This window comes from Pseudomonas sp. GW822-FHT04H02, assembly GCF_058800645.1.
Window position 1 is genome coordinate 87,150 of sequence record NZ_JBXAMM010000001.1, and the last position, 18,090, is coordinate 105,239.

At 60.1% G+C, this 18,090-nt stretch carries 13 protein-coding genes and 6 pseudogenes; 13 read left to right on the top strand and 6 right to left on the bottom strand.

Features of this window, described 5'->3' with window-relative positions:
• Positions 1–59 precede the first annotated feature (59 nt).
• The 9 genes from AC1RMG_RS00580 (at position 60) to AC1RMG_RS00620 (ending at position 12,579) form a co-directional block, all read left to right on the top strand.
• Positions 60–659, top strand: a complete 600-nt coding sequence (locus tag AC1RMG_RS00580; protein WP_493167944.1) for a phage connector family protein — start codon at positions 60–62, stop codon at positions 657–659.
• Positions 656–2,998, top strand: a complete 2,343-nt coding sequence (locus tag AC1RMG_RS00585; protein WP_493167946.1) for a phage tail protein — start codon at positions 656–658, stop codon at positions 2,996–2,998. The genes AC1RMG_RS00580 and AC1RMG_RS00585 overlap by 4 nt, the downstream gene beginning before the upstream one ends.
• A complete protein-coding gene (locus AC1RMG_RS00590; RefSeq protein ID WP_493167948.1) occupies positions 2,985–3,452 on the top strand; it encodes a hypothetical protein in 468 nt (155 codons plus the stop codon). The genes AC1RMG_RS00585 and AC1RMG_RS00590 overlap by 14 nt, the downstream gene beginning before the upstream one ends.
• A 2-nt stretch (positions 3,453–3,454) precedes the next feature.
• A complete protein-coding gene (locus AC1RMG_RS00595) occupies positions 3,455–4,015 on the top strand; it encodes a virion core protein, T7 gp14 family (RefSeq protein ID WP_493167950.1) in 561 nt (186 codons plus the stop codon).
• Positions 4,016–4,024: 9 nt separating this feature from the next.
• Positions 4,025–6,124, top strand: coding sequence for a hypothetical protein (locus AC1RMG_RS00600; protein WP_493167952.1), 2,100 nt, complete (start codon positions 4,025–4,027; stop codon positions 6,122–6,124).
• Positions 6,121–7,899, top strand: coding sequence for a hypothetical protein (locus AC1RMG_RS00605; RefSeq protein ID WP_493167954.1), 1,779 nt, complete (start codon positions 6,121–6,123; stop codon positions 7,897–7,899). Before AC1RMG_RS00600 ends, AC1RMG_RS00605 begins: the two co-directional genes overlap by 4 nt.
• Complete coding sequence (locus tag AC1RMG_RS00610) at positions 7,896–10,460, top strand: hypothetical protein (protein ID WP_493167956.1); 2,565 nt, start codon at positions 7,896–7,898, stop codon at positions 10,458–10,460. The genes AC1RMG_RS00605 and AC1RMG_RS00610 overlap by 4 nt, the downstream gene beginning before the upstream one ends.
• Positions 10,461–10,501: 41 nt before the next feature.
• Positions 10,502–10,990: a hypothetical protein gene (locus AC1RMG_RS00615; protein ID WP_493167958.1), complete on the top strand. Its 489-nt coding sequence runs from the start codon at positions 10,502–10,504 to the stop codon at positions 10,988–10,990.
• 101 nt (positions 10,991–11,091) lie between these two features.
• Complete coding sequence (locus AC1RMG_RS00620; protein ID WP_493167960.1) at positions 11,092–12,579, top strand: hypothetical protein; 1,488 nt, start codon at positions 11,092–11,094, stop codon at positions 12,577–12,579.
• 94 nt (positions 12,580–12,673) lie between these two features.
• Here the strand turns inward: AC1RMG_RS00620 and AC1RMG_RS00625 are convergent, their stop codons facing one another.
• The 3 genes and pseudogenes from AC1RMG_RS00625 to AC1RMG_RS00635 form a co-directional block, all read right to left on the bottom strand.
• Positions 12,674–12,907 carry a hypothetical protein gene (locus AC1RMG_RS00625; protein ID WP_493167963.1) on the bottom strand — a complete coding sequence of 78 codons (234 nt, stop codon included), beginning with the start codon at positions 12,905–12,907 and terminating at the stop codon, positions 12,674–12,676.
• A 392-nt stretch (positions 12,908–13,299) separates the two neighbouring features.
• Positions 13,300–13,935, bottom strand: a pseudogene (locus tag AC1RMG_RS00630) (tyrosine-type recombinase/integrase); the annotation flags it as partial.
• Positions 13,930–14,157: pseudogene (locus tag AC1RMG_RS00635) on the bottom strand (DNA cytosine methyltransferase); the annotation flags it as partial. The pseudogenes AC1RMG_RS00635 and AC1RMG_RS00630, both read right to left, overlap by 6 nt.
• A gap of 616 nt (positions 14,158–14,773) precedes the next feature.
• Here AC1RMG_RS00635 and AC1RMG_RS00640 point away from each other — a divergent pair.
• The 3 genes and pseudogenes from AC1RMG_RS00640 to AC1RMG_RS00650 form a co-directional block, all read left to right on the top strand.
• A pseudogene (locus AC1RMG_RS00640) lies at positions 14,774–14,929 on the top strand (phage minor tail protein L); the annotation flags it as partial.
• 2 nt (positions 14,930–14,931) lie between these two features.
• Positions 14,932–15,722: pseudogene (locus AC1RMG_RS00645) on the top strand (C40 family peptidase).
• Between the two features lie 78 nt (positions 15,723–15,800).
• A complete protein-coding gene (locus AC1RMG_RS00650; RefSeq protein ID WP_125062885.1) occupies positions 15,801–16,247 on the top strand; it encodes a hypothetical protein in 447 nt (148 codons plus the stop codon).
• Between the two features lie 493 nt (positions 16,248–16,740).
• On the opposite strand, the gene AC1RMG_RS00655 is transcribed toward AC1RMG_RS00650, so the two are convergent.
• Positions 16,741–17,178 carry a GNAT family N-acetyltransferase gene (locus tag AC1RMG_RS00655; protein WP_152686081.1) on the bottom strand — a complete coding sequence of 146 codons (438 nt, stop codon included), beginning with the start codon at positions 17,176–17,178 and terminating at the stop codon, positions 16,741–16,743.
• Between the two features lie 35 nt (positions 17,179–17,213).
• On the opposite strand from AC1RMG_RS00655, the gene AC1RMG_RS00660 reads away from it, so the two are divergent.
• Positions 17,214–17,402, top strand: a complete 189-nt coding sequence (locus AC1RMG_RS00660; protein ID WP_493168751.1) for a hypothetical protein — start codon at positions 17,214–17,216, stop codon at positions 17,400–17,402.
• A 165-nt stretch (positions 17,403–17,567) separates the two neighbouring features.
• On the opposite strand, the pseudogene AC1RMG_RS00665 reads toward AC1RMG_RS00660, so the two are convergent.
• Both AC1RMG_RS00665 and AC1RMG_RS00670 read right to left on the bottom strand, forming a co-directional pair.
• Positions 17,568–17,846 (bottom strand): annotated as a pseudogene (locus AC1RMG_RS00665) (SOS response-associated peptidase family protein); the annotation flags it as partial.
• Positions 17,776–18,012 (bottom strand): annotated as a pseudogene (locus AC1RMG_RS00670) (transposase); the annotation flags it as partial. The pseudogenes AC1RMG_RS00665 and AC1RMG_RS00670, both read right to left, overlap by 71 nt.
• Positions 18,013–18,090: the final 78 nt, after the last annotated feature.

The following is an 18,090-nucleotide window of genomic DNA, read 5'->3' on the forward strand; positions in this document are numbered from 1 at the left end:
CCCATAGCAACAACCTTCAAGGGCCCTTCGGGGCCCTTTTCTTTTTCTGAGGTTCCCAAATGCCAAGCGACGTTGAGATCTGCAACATGGCACTGGCGAGGGTCGCCCAAACCCAGCCCATTGCCTCGCTGACAGAGCGCAGCAAGTTTGCCGAGCTCTGCCGTACCTTTTACGCGCCGTTGCGGGAGCAGGTGCTGCAGGACTTCCCCTGGCCCTTTGCTGGGGCTCATGTGGCGCTGGCTGATGTTGGGAGCCCGGCGCCGGGCTGGCGCTTTCGGTATCGCTACCCAGCCAACTGCCTGTTGGTTCGAGGGATCGTCAGCCCGTCCTGGCGCAACGCTCCAACCAGTGATGCAGAGATCCCTTTTCAAATCGGCTATGACGCTGGTGGGCGAGTAATCCATACCGACCAGGCCGACGCATCGGTGCGATACACCTTCAAGGTCGAGGACCCTACGCAATTCGACCCGCTGTTTGTCGATGCTCTAACGTGGCGCCTGGCGATGGATCTTGCACTACCGGCCAGTTCAAAGCCTGAGTACAGGGCCTTCTGTGAGCAGGAGTATCAGAAGGCGCTGACGGTGGCCGAGGGAGCAGCATTCCGCGAGTCGCAGGACGGCCCCGAGCCTGAGTCGGAGTTTGTGGCGGTGCGCTCATGACTTCTGTTCTGCAGCCAACCTTTGCCGCCGGCGAGCTTTCACCGTCGGCCAGCGCGCGAACGGACATAGCGCGTTATTTCACCGGCCTGAAGTTGTGCAGGAATTTCATGGTGATGCCTTACGGTGGCGTCCGTAACCGCCCTGGCACGCGCTTTGTCTGCGAGGTGAAGGACTCGACGAAGAAGTGCCGAATCATCCCGTTCCAGTTCAACGATGTGCAAACGTACATTCTGGAGTTCGGCGACCTGAACATGCGGGTGATCAAGGATGGCGGGCAGGTGCTGTACAGCTCCGGCCCGAATGCTGGGCAACCGTTTGAGCTGGCTGTGCCTTATACCCAGGCCGACCTGGGCCCGTTGAACTTCACGCAGTCGGCCGACGTGATGACGTTCGCGCACCCTGGCTATAAGCCGCGTGAGCTCAGTCGCCTTGCCCACGACAACTGGACCACTGCCGAGCTTAGCTTGGCGCCGCGGATCGTAGCGCCGGCATCCGCGACCGCTACCAGCCTGGGCGGCTCCGGGGTCCAACAGTCCTGGCGCTACCAGATCACCGCGGTTCTCGACGATGGCAACACCATCGATGAGTCGTTGCCAGTGACCTCCAACGCGATCAACGTTTTCGCGGACACGATGGCCGCGACGGTCGTCTGGCCAGCGGTGGCGGGGGCCAGCTATTACATCGTCTACAAGGACAACGCCGGCGCCGGCATCTATGGCTTCATCGGCCGGGCCACGGCGCTGACCTTCACCGACCGAAATGTCACGGCCACGAAAACCGACACCCCACCGAACGGCAATGACCCCTTCGTCGGCACCGGTAACTATCCTGGCGCCGTCGGCTACTACCAGCAGCGCCTGGTTTTCGCCGGCAGCGACAACAAGCCGCAAACCGTCTGGATGAGTAAGACCGGTCTATTCAAGAACTTCGGTTTTTCCACGCCGAACAAGGATGACGACGCGATCACCTTCACCATTGCCAGCAAGGAGGTGAACCGCATGCGGCACCTGCTGGGGCTGAAACGGCTGCTGGGCCTGACGTCTGGTGGGGAGTGGAATTTTACCGGGGCGGATTCTGGCCTGAGTGCGAAAACCATTCGTGCCGACCAGGAAGGTTACGACGGCTCATCGATTGTTCCGCCAGTGGTGGTGGGCAACAGCGCCGTGTACCTGCAGGCCCGCGGCAATCGCGTGTCGTCGTTTGGTTACTCGCTCGACGCCGACGGGTTCAAGGCAACAGATCTGACCATTTTCAGCGCTCACCTGTTCAGGGGGCGCGAGCTAACGAATGTGGCGTATCAGAAAATCCCCGACTCCATCGTCTGGTATGTCCGTGATGACGGGAAGCTGCTGGGCTTGACGTATCTCCCCGAGCAGCAGCTGGTGGGCTGGCATTGGCACGACACTGACGGGTTCGTCGAGTCCATCGCTTGCATCCCGGAAGGGCAGGAGGATGCCCTTTATATGGTGGTCCGCAGAACTATCAACGGGGTACAGCGGCGGTACATTGAGCGTATGGCCAGCCGTCAGGTCGAGGCCGTCGAAGAGGCGTTCTTTGTCGATTCGGGCCTGACCTACGACGGGCGCAACAAGGACAGCGCCAAGTCCATGACGTTGACGGGCGGGGTTTCCTGGAAGTCTCCCGAGGCGGTGACACTCACGGCCGCGGGGCATGCCCCTTTTTCCACCAGTAGCGTGGGCAATCGCTATTCGCTCACCAGGGTGATCGAGGAATACGACAGCGACCCCGTCACCAGCATTGTGCGTGTTGAGGTTGTGGCATACGTCAGCCCCACGGTGGTGACCGCCAAGCTGCTGATCGTCTGCCCCGAGGAACTGCGGGGGTTCTCCACCAGCACCTGGGCCCGGCAGGTCAAAGTCCTTTCCGGACTGGACCACCTGGAAGGCAAGAAAGTGTCTGTCCTGGCAGACGGAAACGTCCAGCCCCAGGCCGTGGTCAGCGGTGGGAGCATCACGCTCCAGTCAGCGGCCGGCATCGTGCATGCGGGCCTGCCGTACCTGTCGGACATGGAAACGCTCGATATCGAGAGCCGGGATGCTCGGGAAACCTTGCTTGATAAGAAAATCGCCGTCACCTCGTTGACGATCCTGGTCGAGGCCTCGCGGGGTATTTTCGCGGGAGCTGATAAAAAACACCTCTACGAGTACAAGCCGAGCCGCGATAACTATGAGCTGCCCATTGAGTTGCTGACCGGCCAGGCGGCGGTGACGATCGGCAACGACTGGAGCGGCAAGGGCCGGATCTTCATCCGTCAGGCCGACCCGCTGCCGCTCACCGTGTTGGCAGTGATTCCAGAGGTGACCTATGGCGGAAGCTGAAGTGTTGCCCGTGTCCGTGGCCGATATCGACGAGATCCTGCCCTTCGTCCGCCAGGCCGATATCGACGAGATCAGCGAGGCCCTGGGAGTGCCCATGGAGCGAGCGCTCTATGACGCCATCACCGGCAGCCTGAACGCCCGGAAGATCGTCGCCGGCGGCAAGGTCGTGGCGGTCTTCGGGGACACGGTCTACAGCGTTCTGGGCTCGGTCGGGGTTCCCTGGCTGATCAGCACCGTGCATGTCGAGCAGCACGCCCGGGCCTTCCTCAAGGTCTGCAAGCCCGAGGTGCAGGGAATGCTGACTCGCCATCGCCACCTTCTGAACTACGTCGACGCCCGCAATACAGCCGCGATCCGGTGGCTGCGGTGGCTCGGCTTCCACTTTTCACCGGCCGCCCCTTACGGCGCGCGGCGGTTCAAGTTCCATAAATTCACATTGAGTCGTGGGGAATAACTATGTGCTGGATGGCAGCAATTCCAATCGGCATGGCCCTGGTTGGCGGCCTGATGCAAGCGAAAGGTGCCCAGGAAAGTGGCGCCTATCAGTCCGACTTGCTCGGGCAGAACGCCGCATTCAAACGGCGGGCAGCTGATGAAACCATTTTCGCCGGCGATACCAGCGCCGACTGGCAGCGTGTCCGGACAGGGCAGGCCGTGGGCACCCAGCGAACTGCCCAGGCGGGCAACGGAATCGACGTGAACAGCGGCAGCGCAGCCCAGCTGCAGGATGACACCGCGATGATCGGCGAGCTGGATGCCCTGACCATCCAGAACAACGCAGCCCGCGAGGCATACGGCTATCGCGTCCAGGCAGAGCAGGATCTGCAGAACGCCAAGCAGATCAAGAAAAACGCCAAGTCGGCAGCCATGGGCTCAATCCTGGGCGGGCTCGGCAGTGCGTTTGGGTCGTTTGCCGGCGGCGGTGGTTTCGGAGGTGCCGGCGGCGCTGGTGCGGGGACGAGGGTTGCACAAGCGGGAGGCACTGGCCGCCTGAACTACAACCAGGCGCTGGTTTAAGGGGGAGATATGCCACGGGTTCCAACTTATGACACGGCCCAGGTCGAGCAGCAGCCTGGCCGGGCAATTCACCTGCAGGGTGTTACGCCTGATACCTACTCGCCGATTGCTCAAGGTGTGCAGAGCTTTCAGCGCGGCGCGCAGATCATGGTCAACAGGGAGCGGGAGCGTGTCGACACCGCGGCGGTGATGGACGCCGACAACCAGCTGACCAAGTGGCAGCAACAGGCCATGTTCGGAGAGCAGGGCGTCTATACCCGCAAGGGACAGAACGCCCTGAACATCACCAACCAGACGCTGGAACAGTTCGAACAAGCCCAGCAGGAGGTCGCCAAGAGCCTGACTACTGATCAGCAGCGTGCGCGGTATGCGCAGATCGTGGCCAGTCGGCGCAACTCCATTTCCAACGACCTGAACCGGTACGAGTACAACGAGCGCCAGAGCTATTTCGGGCAGGTCGAGCAGGGGCAGCTCGAAACATCGATGCAGGGCGCTGCGCTGGATTACCAGGACCCGGCCAAGGTCCAGGCCTACAGGGCAAAGACTGACGCGGTGCTGGCCAGCAGGGCCGAGCGTCTCGGGTTGTCGCCGGAGGCCGCACAGGCCGAGCGCTTGAAGGTGAACAGCGGCATGTCCACCGCGGTGATTCAGCGAATGCTGATCGACTCGCCGCAGAAGGCAAAAGGGTTGTTTGAGGCCTACAAGGACACGATGACCGCCGAGGACCAGATCCGTGCCAGCAATGGCATCGATCAGGGGTTTCGCCGTCTTGAGGCCGAGACCCGCCAGCGCCAGATCGAGGCAAGGCAATTGCAGGCCATTGCCCGGGTTGAGCTGTCGTCGCGGGTGCAGGACGCCTCGGCCGCCTATTCCCAGGGGCTGGACTTTGCAGACCCACCGTCTCGGGCTGACTTCAACGCCGCCTATGGAAAGGAGCATGGGGCAAAAGAGTATGAGTCGTTCGCGAAGGTTCAGGCCTTGGCGCCTGCTATTCGAGAGTTTGCAACCGCTACCCCAGAAGAACGTCAGCAGACCCTGAGCAAGTTCCAACCTGCGCAGTCCGGGGTTGCAGGTGAGGGCTTCAAGCAGGACAACCAGCTCTACCAACACCTGACCAGCGTGGCGGTGGGGCTGATGAAGCAACAGCAAACGGATCCGGCTGCCTATGTCGCCAAGTACAGCCCGGCGGTGCAGCGGTCGTTCCAGGCCGCCCAGGAGCAGGGTACGCCCGAGGCTTACAAAGCCTATGTCCAGGCTACGGTGGCCGAGCAGCAGAGGCTCGGCGTGGCTCAGCCGAAGCTGTTGCCAACAGCTGCTGCCGAACAATTGGTTGCCAACTTCAATAATCAGCTCAATGGCGGTGAGAGCGCAGCAGTGATGATTGAGCAGCAGCAGGCTCTTTGGGGTAATAGCTTTCCGACCTTACTGCAACAGATTGGCAAGGATTTACCAGGCGAGGCACAGGTAATAGCGACTGACTTGCCAAAGGATCTTGCCGAACGCATGGCGTCTGTAGCGATCATCAAGGACGACAAGATTCTTTTTGGGAGTCTAAAAAAAGGAGAGCAGGACGCTATCGCACAAGCGCTGCAGAGTGAGATGCAGCCCTTTGCTGCGTCGCTAGTTGGGCAGAGTGGTGGGATCAACACGTTTGATGTCATTTCTCGGGCGGCAAATCGTACCGCGGCGTCATACGTTCTTCAGGGCATGAGCCCTGATGCCGCTGCCAAAAAGGTCGCTGCCGGGATCGTCAACAACAAATATGATTTCTTCGGCACGTACCGGGTGCCGAAGTCATTCGACACCCAGGCAGTCAGTCGGGGAGCTATCAAGACACTCGGGCAGATAAAGCCCGACGACCTGATACTTCTGCCAGGCGTCCCTGGGGTCACTGACCAGGACAATGCCGCACAGCTCCATACCGCCCTGAAAAACTCAGGCCAGTGGGTTCCTACCAACGACGAAAGTGGTCTGGCACTGACCCTGAACGGGTATCGAGTACGCGACAAGGACGGCAAACCAATCGTCAGGACCTGGGCCGAGCTCCAGCAACAAGGGTTGCAAGAGCCTGATAAATACCGCGTCGCACCGATGGGGCTGATGCCATGACTATTTATGCAGGAGACGCGCCGGTACTCGACCGGCGCACGATGCTGGATATACCAGCGGGTGCAGGGGAAGTGTTCGATGCCGCGTTTGGCGGGAACCTGGCAACCAACCCCACTACCTCGCTTTATCGAAGCGAAGAGCTGACCCAGCAGGTGGAAGGTCGGGCCATGGTCATGGGGCCAGAGTCCTACTTTGCCCCTGATGCCGGCCGGCTTGAGCCTGATTCCCCGCTGGTCGATGCAGACCAAGCAAGAGCTCGGGTCACCTCGGCGGGGCTCGATATCAAGATTCCTGACCAGGGCATTCGGCAGGGCGCTCTGGATATCCTGATCGACCGTCACCGCGAGCAGGCGGCCCGCCAGCAGGTCCTGGCCCGGGCTGGTGGTGGCTCGTTGGGGACGCAGCTTGCTGCTGGCCTGGCCGCATCCATTCTCGATCCGCTCAACATCGCTTCGGCGTTTGTGCCAGTGGTCGGCGAAGCACGATATGCGGCAATGCTAGGGCGAGCTGCAACGCCGCTTGCCCGGGCAGGCGTGCGGGCGGGTGTTGGTGCGGTTGAGGGGGCTGTGGGGGCTGCAATCATTGAGCCCCTGCCCCTGATGGCCGCCAGCCTGGACCAAACGGAGTATGGCCTTTCCGACTCCTTGGCCAACATTGCACTGGGTGGGATTCTCGGCGGCGGCCTGCATTCCGTTGGCGGCGCTGTCTCCGATGCTCTGCGCCGACGCATTGCCAGCGAACCCCCGGCCGTTGAGACAGTGCTGAACTCGGGAGAGCGCCAGGCGGGCCAGGGCCTGCCATCGGGCCAGTCGCTGCGGGCTGCTGATTTCCAGAAGCTATTCGACCAGGACCCAGAGACAGCGCTGCGCAGCTCGATGGCCAGGCAGTTGGAGGCGGACCAGACAACGCTCGCCCGCGCAGCTCAGCGGCAAGCTATCGACGAGATCCGCCCGACGCTGGCAGGCGAGCGCGTGGGCAACGTCGCTGATTTGAGGCTTGAGGGCCTGGGCCTGACCCAGCGGGACATGGCCTTAGACGCAACCTTTCGGGACCGGGCAAAGGAGTTTCAGGGCCCGAGGGTGAGCCGCAAGCAGGCCGAACGCCAGGCCCGTGACTCAATTGCCCTGGAGCGTGAGCAGATCCGCGCCCGCCAGGCCGAGATCAATACAGCGCTGGAGCGCAACCGTGCCGGCGAGTTCGACCGGCGGGACCTCGGGCTGCTGGACCGCGGCGAGATACCCGACCGGCTGCGGCCGCAGATTGAAGCCCGGGCCAAGCAAATCATGGCGGGGTATCAGCAGCGGCCGCTCGGCGCTGCTGTGCGCACCGCTCGGGAAACGGCAGAGGATGCCGATTGGACGGTGCGCGACAGTGCTCTGCGCACTGCGGTGGCCCAGGCTGTGAGTGGCAGGGATATCGACGTGCAGGCCCTGTTCGATCTGGAGGTGCCAAGCAAGGCAGCTTCGGCCCTGGAGTACGTGAAACGCCCGGCGCCCAGGCGTCTGGATCCAGAGGGCCGGGCAGAAAGCATGCGGGTTGATCAGCAGGGCAAGGCCGCTGGCCAGGATGATCTGGATTCAGCCCGCCAGGCGTTCGAAGAAGACGAAGCGCTGGTGCGGGAAATGCTCGAGCAACTGCCCGAGCAAGATCGCGCTGCGGTGATTGCCGCGAGTCGTGAGGAAAACGCGGCTGCCCAGGCCCAGGCCGAGCGCGCCGAACAATACTCCCAGGCATACCGCGCTGCTGCGATGTGCGACATAAGGAACGGACTATGAACCCCTGTATAGATGCGGTGCGCGCTGCTGCCGGCAAACTTGAGGACCAGGAAATTGGTGAAATCTTTGAGGTTCTGCGGGGGCGGGCCAAGGAGATCATGGCCCGGGAGGGCGCCCTGGGCATGGAACAGGCCACTCTGCGCGCCGCCGACGAGCTTGGCAGGCAGGCCCAGCAGGCGGCCCTCATTGAGCGGCGCAATGCGCTGATCAACTTTCGACGCCGTAGCGAGATCGTTTCTTTTGTGCGGAACAACTTCGCTGACCGGCCGGACCTGGGTATTGAGTCGCTGCTGGTGGGTACCAACCTGTCCCGCCAGGGTGCCCGGCTGTCGGTTGCAGCTGAGCAGAAGTCGCTGGGGGATGCCTATATTGGCGGGCTGATCCATGACCTGGAGCGTGCAGACCTGACCGCGGTGCTGGCAAAGGGTAGTGCTGACGTCGATATCGCCGACGCGCTCTGGCGCATCGGCAATGATCTGGACACCTCAAAGCTCAATGACCAGGTCGTCGATATCGCACGGATCATCCAGCGCTACCAGGAGGCGGCGCGCATCGATGCGAACCGGGCGGGCGCGAGCATTGGCAGGATGCCGGGCTATATCGCACGGCAGAGCCACGACAGCGAGAAGATCGGCGCGGCTGGCTTCAACAAATGGGTGGAAGAGATCCGGCCGCGCCTCGATCCGCGCACCTTCGACGGTGTTAGCGACGAGGGCAAGTTCCTGCGCGGGGTGTTTGATGGCCTGGTTTCTGGGGATCACCTGAAATTCAATCCCGACGCCAAGCCCAACGGGTTCAAGGGACCGGCCAACATCGCCAAGAAAATGAGCCAGGAGCGGGTGCTGCACTTCAAGGACGGGGTGGCGTGGCATGAGTACAACCAGCTCTATGGCACCGGCAACTTGCGCGAGGCAGTCCTGCGGGGCCTGGACCTGTCCGGGCAGAACACCGCGCTGATGCGCCGCCTGGGCACCAACCCGGAGGCCAACCTGAACATGGCCATGGATATCCTTAAAAGCGATATCCGCAAGTCAGGCGATCCCAAAGCACTCACCAATTTCAACACCGCACGCAATACCATGATCGCCAATCGGTTCAAGGAGGTCAGCGGCCAAACCCGAATTCCGGGTAATGCGACGCAAGCCCGCATAGCCGCCAACGTCCGGGCCTGGCAGTCAATGTCAAAGCTCGGCGGTGCGCTTCTGTCCAGTTTCAGCGACTTGCCGGTGGCGGCCAGTGAAATGCGCTACCAGGGCAAGAGCTTCCTCGGGTCGTTGGCTGAAATGGTCGGCGGCTTGGCCAAGGGGCGCGGCAGCCTGGAACAGCGCGAAATCCTGTCGAGCTTCGGTGTTTATGCTGACTCGATGCGGGGCGAGATCATGCGGCGCTTCTCGGCCGATGATTCGATGGGGGGAAGGATGAGCCGCGGCATGGGCTTGTTCTTCAAACTCAACGGGCTTTCCTGGTGGACTGATGCCAACAAGGCCAGCGCCGGGCTGATGATGGCCCACCACCTGGCCCAGAACAAAGGCCGGGCCTGGGGCTCAATGGACGAGAGCCTGCGCCGAACGCTGAGCCTCTACGACATAGATGCAGGAAAGTGGGATTTGCTGCGGGGGATGGATAGCCGCATGGCCGACGGGCGGAACTACCTGACCGCCGACGGCATCGGCGACATTCCCGCGGAGCGAATTGGCGAGTACCTGGCCGCCCAGGGACGTAAGGTTTCGGATTCAGCTATCCGCGAAACCCGCGAAGGCCTGGACCGAAGCCTGCGGGCATATGTGAACGACCGGGTCAGCTATGCGGTGCTGGAGCCCGACGCAAGAACGCGCTCGATTATGAACCAGGGCACCCAGCCGGGGACGATGATGGGCGACCTCAATCGGTTCCTGCTGCAGTTCAAGAGCTTTCCCGCAGCCTTCATGCAGAAGACCCTCGGCCGGGAGCTCTATGGCCGGGGGTATGCCCCGACCCCACTGGGGCAGAGCTTTCGCGGCGGCAGAGATCTTGCGGGGGTAGCGCTCAAGGGGTTGCTCGGCAAGGGTAACGGTGAAATGGCCGGCATCGCGCAGCTGCTGCTCTGGTCCACAGCATTTGGCTATCTGTCGATGGCATCGAAAGACGTGTTCAAAGGGCGGGAGCCGCGGCCGGCGGACGACCCTAAAACTTGGATCGCTGCAATGGTCCAGGGTGGGGGCTTCGGTATCTACGGGGATTTCATGTTCGGTGCGGCAAACCGGTTTGGAAACTCCGCTGCAGAAACGGCGGCTGGTCCGTCGTTCGGTACAGCGTTTGAGCTAATCAACCTATGGAACAGGGTACGCGAAGGCGACGACGCCGCATCCTCTGTGCTGCGCCTGGCCCAGAACAACACGCCATTCCTGAACCTTTTCTACGGCCGCATAGCGATGGACCACCTGTTTCTCTACTCGGTCCAAGAAGCCCTGAATCCTGGGTCATTGCGCAGGACCGAACAGCGAATCCAGAAAGAGAACGGCCAGGAATTCCTGGTGCGGCCGTCGCAGAGCTATGTCGATCCGCTCGGCATAGCGCGGTAATCTACCAGCCGTTAACACATATGGATTTCAGGAGGGGTAGCGTGAAAAGGATATGGATAGGCTTGTTGATGGCTTTGGCGCTGACTGGATGCGGGCACAAGCAACTTGACTACACGCCAAAACCAGCGCCAGGGATGGATCGGCAGCAGGCGGTCAGCATTGTGGAGCAGGTTTTCTATGAGGACTTCAGCAAGACCCGGCCGCAATCAGTGGTAGTAACTGATCAGTTTATTGCTCTGTCCGAAGGGCTTATTTCCCGGGGCGCCAGCTTTGGCAGTGCGGCCCCAGTTGGCACTGGAGCTATTGCTGTTGGTTCTTCCAGCGTATCAACCCGAGAGGTTGGCCAGCGCCTGTACTTCAACTCAATGGCGGTGATCAACGTTTACCAGCGCCGGATGAAGTCCGGCCAATATGCCGTTGTCATTCGTGGCGCTGATGGTGGGGAGTTGCGGATTATCAAAACCCGAAGCCTGGAAAAAGCTGAGCGTTTTGCCGATGCACTGGAGTACCTCAGGACGCACAGTTCCTGAGACAAAGAACTTAGAACCCGCTCCGGCGGGTTTTTTTTCGCCTGGATTTCAGGGCCCCGCCATGTGCGGGGCTTTTTATTGATAGCAGAAGGTGACCCACTATGACGGTTTCAACCACTGGCAGCAGCGCACAGTTCTTTCCGAACGGTATTACCACCCACTTTCCTTTCCGTTTTCGGTTCTTCCAGAACTCCGATTTAAAGGTCTTCTGGCAGGATCTTATGGGGAACATTGAGCTGTTGAAGCTGAACAGCGACTACACGGTGCAGGGTGCAGGGGCTGAGGATGGCGGCGCCATTGATACAACTGGTGCACCGCTGCCGAACGGCACCCTGGTGGTGGCCCGGGTGATGATCGCCACACAGCTGACCTCGTTCAGGAACCAGGGCGAGTTTTTCGCCGAGATCCACGAGGATGCATTCGACCGCCTGATCATGCTGGTTCAGCAGACGATCGATAGCCAGGGCCGAGTGCTGACCATTCCGCCTACCGATCCACTCGATATCAATCTGCAGTTGCCCAGTTCGGCAACCCGGGCGGACAGGATCCTGGCTTTCGATGAAAAGGGCCAGCCCACGGCCTCTAACCTGAGCCTGGAGACGCTGGAACAGCAGCCGGCCCTGGCTCTGGAGTCAGCAGCGGCGGCGAAGGCCTCAGCTGACAACGCAGAGGCGGCGGCGAGCAGTGCCAGCGAATCAGCCTCAAGCGCGAACGCTTCGAAGATTGCTGCTGCTGGATCCGCGAGTGCTGCGGCCGGATCGGCCCAGTCTGCAGCGGACGCGGGGTTGCAGCTCGGTATGAGCGCCTGGGGCCACCGACCTCAGCCGTTTAAGGGGTTCGCATTGGATGACGGGCAGGAGTTAGACAGGGCGGTCTATCCGGACTTTGTTGCGGCCCTGGACGCAGCCCTCTTGCCAACGGTCACCGAGGCCGAATGGCAGTCGACTATCGCGAAACGAGCCTGCTTCGTCGCTAACTCATCCCCTGGAAAGTTCCGAATGCGGGACCTGAACGGTGCGATGGCAGGGAGCTATGGCGGAATGTTTGTTCGAGGGTCTCTCGCAGGTGCAGGCGGGCAGATACTCCAGCAGCAATTGGCAGCAGGTACCGGGCCTTACCAGACCTACGCAACCGGCGCATGGATGACTCGGCTTTATGGTCAGATCACTCCACTCGGCTCCGCAGAGGCCTCGTCTCTTGCAACCGCATATGCCTCACTTGCGTCTCGCCTCGGCACGGTCGAGGGAAACCAAGTCGTTACCCGGCGATGGACCAGCAGCCAATTAGTGCTCGCCGCAGGGGCGGAAATGGATATCCAGCACAACATGGGCAGGAAGGCCATCACCTTCCACTGGGAATGGGTCTTGAACGTCTCAGTCGGTGGCTGGCCAGTGGGAACGGTGCTAGTTATGGAAAACATCACGGAAACCAACTATGCCCGCGGAATTCAAATATTCAACAACTCGGCGAATTCCTTCCGAATCAAGGTCAACGGCTCAGGTAATGCTGGTGTGATCCTCAACACTGCGGGCGCAAACGTTGTTCTCACAACGTCGCAGGCTTACGGTCAGGTAACCGTGACAGGATGAGGTTCATCTGAGACGGGGCGATGGCGTTATCTGCCGACGCAGATCCTCGTTTGTGCGCCGCAGGAACTCGCACGATGCCTCAAGCTCGATAACTCTATTGCGTTGCTTCGGCTGCCTTGCTGCGAACTCTCACCACGGCTTCGTCTCTGTCGTGCACAGCAGCTGCATGCAGGCGAACAAGCTTGTAGATGTTTTCCCGGGCTGCGCGCAGCTGCAGGTTCAGCTCGGCGACCTCGTTCTCAAGCAGCAGGATGTGTTGCCTGCAGGTTTCCAGGGGCGTGGGGATGCCCAGCCAGTCGTCGGCTGTGTCGGTGTATTCGGTGTGCACGGTACTACCTCGAGTTCAATGCTGTATGTGCGTACAGTAATTGAGGCTTGAACGGGGCGCGATTTGCGCCGACGAACTGTAGGGGGAGGGGGTGCAGCTGGGTCGGCAGAACGCCGGAGGCGAGGGACTTTCTGGGCGAAAGCCTGTAGGGACTTTTGCGGGGATAGGTGAAACCATGTTGAACATCGTTAGGCATCGATTGCAGTGGGCGCCTACGTAATGTGCTGATGTTTAAAGATTTTTATGGCTTCTGCCAGCATGGGGTGCTAGGGGTCGAGTGTTCGAATCACTCCGTCCCGACCATATTTTCTGATGGAAATCAGACACTTAAGCCGATCATCTAGATCGGCTTTTTTGTGCCTGCGCAAAACCCGCGCAATAATCGCGCAAAACTATTCGGTAATTTCGCTGATATTTAGGTTTGGAATTGCTTCTGACCAAACAATTTCGGCGTGGTCTTCCTGGTAGTTTTGGGTCATCGTCTCGCTGGAGTGCCCGGTGATCTTCTGACCATCCTTTCCGGCTTTCTGATACAGGTGCAGCGACAGCGCCCGCACTTCGTGGAAGCCCGGTATTTCCTCCTCTTTCCATCCCTTGTAGCAACCCGCCGCTTCCCGGGCTTCTTTGAAGGCTCGCGACAAATATCGCTCTTCGACTTGCGTCCAGTGGTCCTTCGTCTGTGCCTGTTTCTGCTTCTTGCGTTCAGGCCGGCGGAGGATCAAGTAAGGCGAGACGATGTCATCCCGGAACCGACTGATCACGGCCTGTAGTTCTTCGGTCACCTTGAACCGGATCCATGCCGCGTCGCTGGCCTTGGCCGTCTTCTGTTGCACCACATACAAATACCCTTCCTGAACACCATCGAATCGCATGCTCAAGATGTCCGTCCGGCGTTGTGCGGTGATCAGAGCAAGGTCGGTCGCGTTCTGTAGCCAGAGCGGCGACTTCTCCCGGATGGCTTTCAGACCTTCGACGGTGTGCCGCTTGCGTTGCTTCTTCTCGATTTGGTTGATGGTGCTGGCTGCCGGGAATGACATTGCGGCCAAGGCCTTGTTTGCGCTGAGCATCCGCATGCGCGCACTGCCGAGAAGGGCCCAGCGATCCAAGGTGGTGATGGTGCCGATTGGTCGGCTGATGTCGCGGCCAGTGGTGCCGGAACCTTTGCCGTAGTAGGGCATGATGAAGCGATCGCCAAAGCGCTGGCGCCCATTGCGCACCCGGTCGAGCGTGGCCATGGCTCGGCCCGTTCGAAGTGTTCGCGGCGCGAACCTTCGCGGTCCTTGAGCTGGAAAGCCTGATCGTCGTCCTTCTGGTCAGCCGCGTTCAGGCGCTCTTGCAGGGTGTCGCGCTCGGCGGTGACGCGGTCGAAGTAGGCGGCATAGGCGTAATAGCCGGGAGCGCCTTCGAAGGTGTACCGCTGGCTTTGGTTTTCTGTAGGCATGGGGAGTCCTATCCGGCCGTCACGACCAGAAGCGATGTCAAGCTGGAAAGTTGTAGGAGGCAAAACGACAAGTCCTCGATGTACAAACCAGTCTGTCGTGACATCAGAATCAGTGGCACCTCAACTAAAGGTGCAAGACATGAAACGACTGATTGAAGAGATCCTGGTTCAAGTACTGGCAGAGGCCCTGTTTGAGCTTCTGTCCTGGATGTGGTCGCTACTGGCAGGCTTGCCTTGCTGGTGAGTTATGCGACTTTCGCGATTGATGGACGCCTGTCAGCCCAGCCAATCATCGGCGCCTTGGTCTTGGAGTTGATCACTGGCTTGCCCTCGGCATCTGTCAGCACGGCCTTTGCCCTGATCCGCAGATCTCGGCATGGGCCGGCTTTCCTTGCCAGGTCTATGAACTGCTGCGAGTACTGATCAACGGCGGCCCTGTGGCCGATGAGAACGACATCATCGTCACCGACGCTTCCAAGGACAAATGCGGCGGGCGTTTAAGCAGTTGCAAACTGCGCTTCGGCGAGAACAACCCTCTGCCTTACGGCTCATTCCCGGCCGCTGGCCTGCTTCGGAGCTGACCATGAACAAGTCCACCCGCGCCGCCATTGAGCGGCATGCGCTGGCTGAGTACCCGCGTGAGTGCTGCGGCCTGGTGATTCGCGAAGGGCGAAAAGAGGTCTATGTGCCTTGCCGCAACCCGGCCTCGACGCCCAGCGAGCATTTCCGCCTGGCGCCCGAGGACTTCGCCGCCGCCGAGGATCGCGGCCAGGTGCTGGCGGTCGTGCATAGCCATCCAGACTACCCAGCAGCACCCAGTGAGGCAGATCGCGTGTCCTGTGAGGCCTCCGGGCTTCCCTGGCACATCCTTGAGGTCCGCAAGGGCGATGACGAACAGGTACGTGCAGGTAAGTTTGTGAGCTTCACGCCGGACGGCTACCAGGCCCGCTGATCGGCCGCAAGTTCGCCCATGGCGTGCATGACTGCTTGAGCCTCATCCTCGACTTCTACTGCCGCGAAATGGGCATCGACCTGGGCCAGTGCGAGCGGGAGGACGGGTGGTGGGAGAAGGGTCGGAACCTCTACCTGGGGAACCTGCCGGCGGCCGGGTTCGTTCAAGTCAGCGCCCTTCAGCATGGCGACATGGTGCTGATGCAGATCCGGTCGAAGGTGCCGAACCAGGCCGGGGTATACCTGGCCGACGGCGTCCTGAAGACCGAGCCCGAACACTTCCCGGCGCCGGGGACGATCCTGCATCACCTCTACAGTCGAGACAACAAGCGGGACATCTATGGTGGTTATTGGCGGGAAGTTACGGTGAGCTGCTGGCGGCATAAGTGTGTACAAACAACAGGAGCCGATCTGCTCAAATAAGGCTGCTCGCCAGGTGCGAAGAACCTTAACCTTGCCTTAGAATGAAGCTTTCCCGCCCTTCAAAGGAATGATTACGTGGTGAGCAACAACGCCATCTGCTGTCCGCACTGCCAAGGCCAAAATGTCCAGCTTCTTTCCGTCATCCATGCTGCTGGCACCTCTCATATACAAACAACCCACCAAGCGCAATCCCAGTCCGGATTCGGACCAAGCGTGACCGTTGAAACTACAGGTCGGCACCAGACCCATTTGGCGGCAAGCGTCGGCCCACCTCCAGGTAAGCGCTTGCTTGGCCCCGTCATCCTTACGGGGGTTGGCGCCATCATCTTGTACGACGGCCTCAAGCTTATGAACACGTTCTGGGGCGTGGATTGGACGAGGTTTTTCATTGGCGCGATATTTATCACCGTCGGTGTGATTGGATTCGTTCGCCACTGGAAATTCAACGTCGCGCAGTACGACAAATTGGAAGAGTGGCGCCGCACTTGGATGTGCCACGCCTGCGGCACACGATTCCAGCCGTAAACGGCACAGAGAGGGCACCTTCGGGTGCCTTTCTTTTTGTCTTTCTTAAACGACGTTTGGTGCTTAGCCGGAAGCGGTATCGTAGTTAAAGCGAAAGGCGTAGTGGTTGATTCGGAATTGCTGCGGTGATTGCCGGCGGCGTTACGCGCTCAACATCAGTTGTACCAAACCGTCACCTCGCCTCGGCGGAATTTTGGTGCTGAAGTTCCGCAATGGTGGATTCCTTGCAAACCAAATCGAGGGATCGACATGCGAATTCTGGTAGGGGCGGTTGCGGTGGCGCTGTTGGCGGGGTGCTCCTCGAATGCCATCACTGTTCAGCAAGCCAAGCAAGCGTCGAAGGATCAGTTGTATGCGTTTCAGGCCCGACCTGCCGGTGCTTACGGAGCGATAACTGTGCTTCGAGACGTCGGCATAAACGTATCTGCGCACCAACCACAACGCTCAAGCCGCCGGTGTACCGGTAGAAGAGATCGAGTGCCTCCGGTTGTCGCTAAAGTTCGTTGCGTAATTCAAATCGATGCATTTCATCATCAAGGCCTGTGTACTTCCAGCCAACTGAGGAGAAGAATGCTTCTGCCTCAGCATTCTGAGGTGAGACGAAAGCTACCCATCCGCTACAAGGTGGATGCCCAGACCATTTGATGGTCTCGTATAAAGCGTTACGACCGAGCCCTTGCTTCTTGTAAGCAGGAGACACCGCGATGTCTGTTATGCCATGCAGTTCATGAGGTGCGGGATGCCAGGCGCACCCTATAAGCGCCACCGGTTGGTTATCCTCAATCGCTACAAGTTGAATGCCGTTGTCTTCATTCATTACGGCGTCTAGCCATTCTTGGTCGAGAGGTCCCAGCTCTTGATTGAGTTGGGGGTCTTTGAACCAGTCTTGGATCCAGGCCCAATCTTCTCGTATAAGTCGCCTAAGTTTCATGGTGACTCTCCGTTGCTGGCCCGACGCATCGTAGCATAAGGCAGCTAACGGAATTTGGTTGCAAGAAGGTTGAGCACGAGACCCGCATCGTGCGAGTCGAGGTGCCTGTGCAGGTGCCGTGCCGATCTCCAGAAGTGGCGGTACCGCCCTGGGGCGCGGCCAGTCTGCGCAAGTCGGACAGCTTGGAAGTGACGGTGCGGGCGCTGCTGACAGAGCGCCGGTAGAGGATCGGGTATGAGCGGCTTCTGATCGCGACTGTATCAGCCTGTCAATGATCAGCCATTGTTCACCACATCGCCCCCTGCGGGCTTGGTCATGGGTTCGATCAGATCCGCGCCATGATTCCTGGCGTTGCCAACGGCGGCGCTCACCTTGAACCATTCGAAGGCATCGACCCATTCGAACCTACTGTCGACGGGGCTGATAGCCCGATGCGGCCAAACCTGCCGAAAGAACGGGCCATGGGCCACTTTCTCGACTCGGGCATTTATTGGGGCGGCGCGGTCGGTGGCTCAGCGCGGCTTCCATCCCGTGTGCATCGGGTCTGCATGCAGGACGCTGCTGGCTATGTGAAATAGGTCAAGCCGCATCGTCGGCGATATTTCGCTCTTCAGTCGCCCGCTGGAGTTCCGACCGCAGGCAACGCAGTTCAGCGTGCTGCTCGTCATCCTGCTGCTGTTCTTCTTGAGGTTTGTTGTAGCGCCTTATCCAGGCATAGAGGCTATGTGTCGACAGACCGAGACAAGCCGCTACATCAGCGACAGGCAGCTTCTTTTCAGTCACTTGATTGACCGCTTGGATTTTGAATTCTTCCGTATACCGCGGGTGGCTCATGGCACTTCCTGATTGGCCGCATTCCAAGGCAAAGAGGTGTCTACAAAACCCGGGGCGATTCAAGGCCTCACATCAACG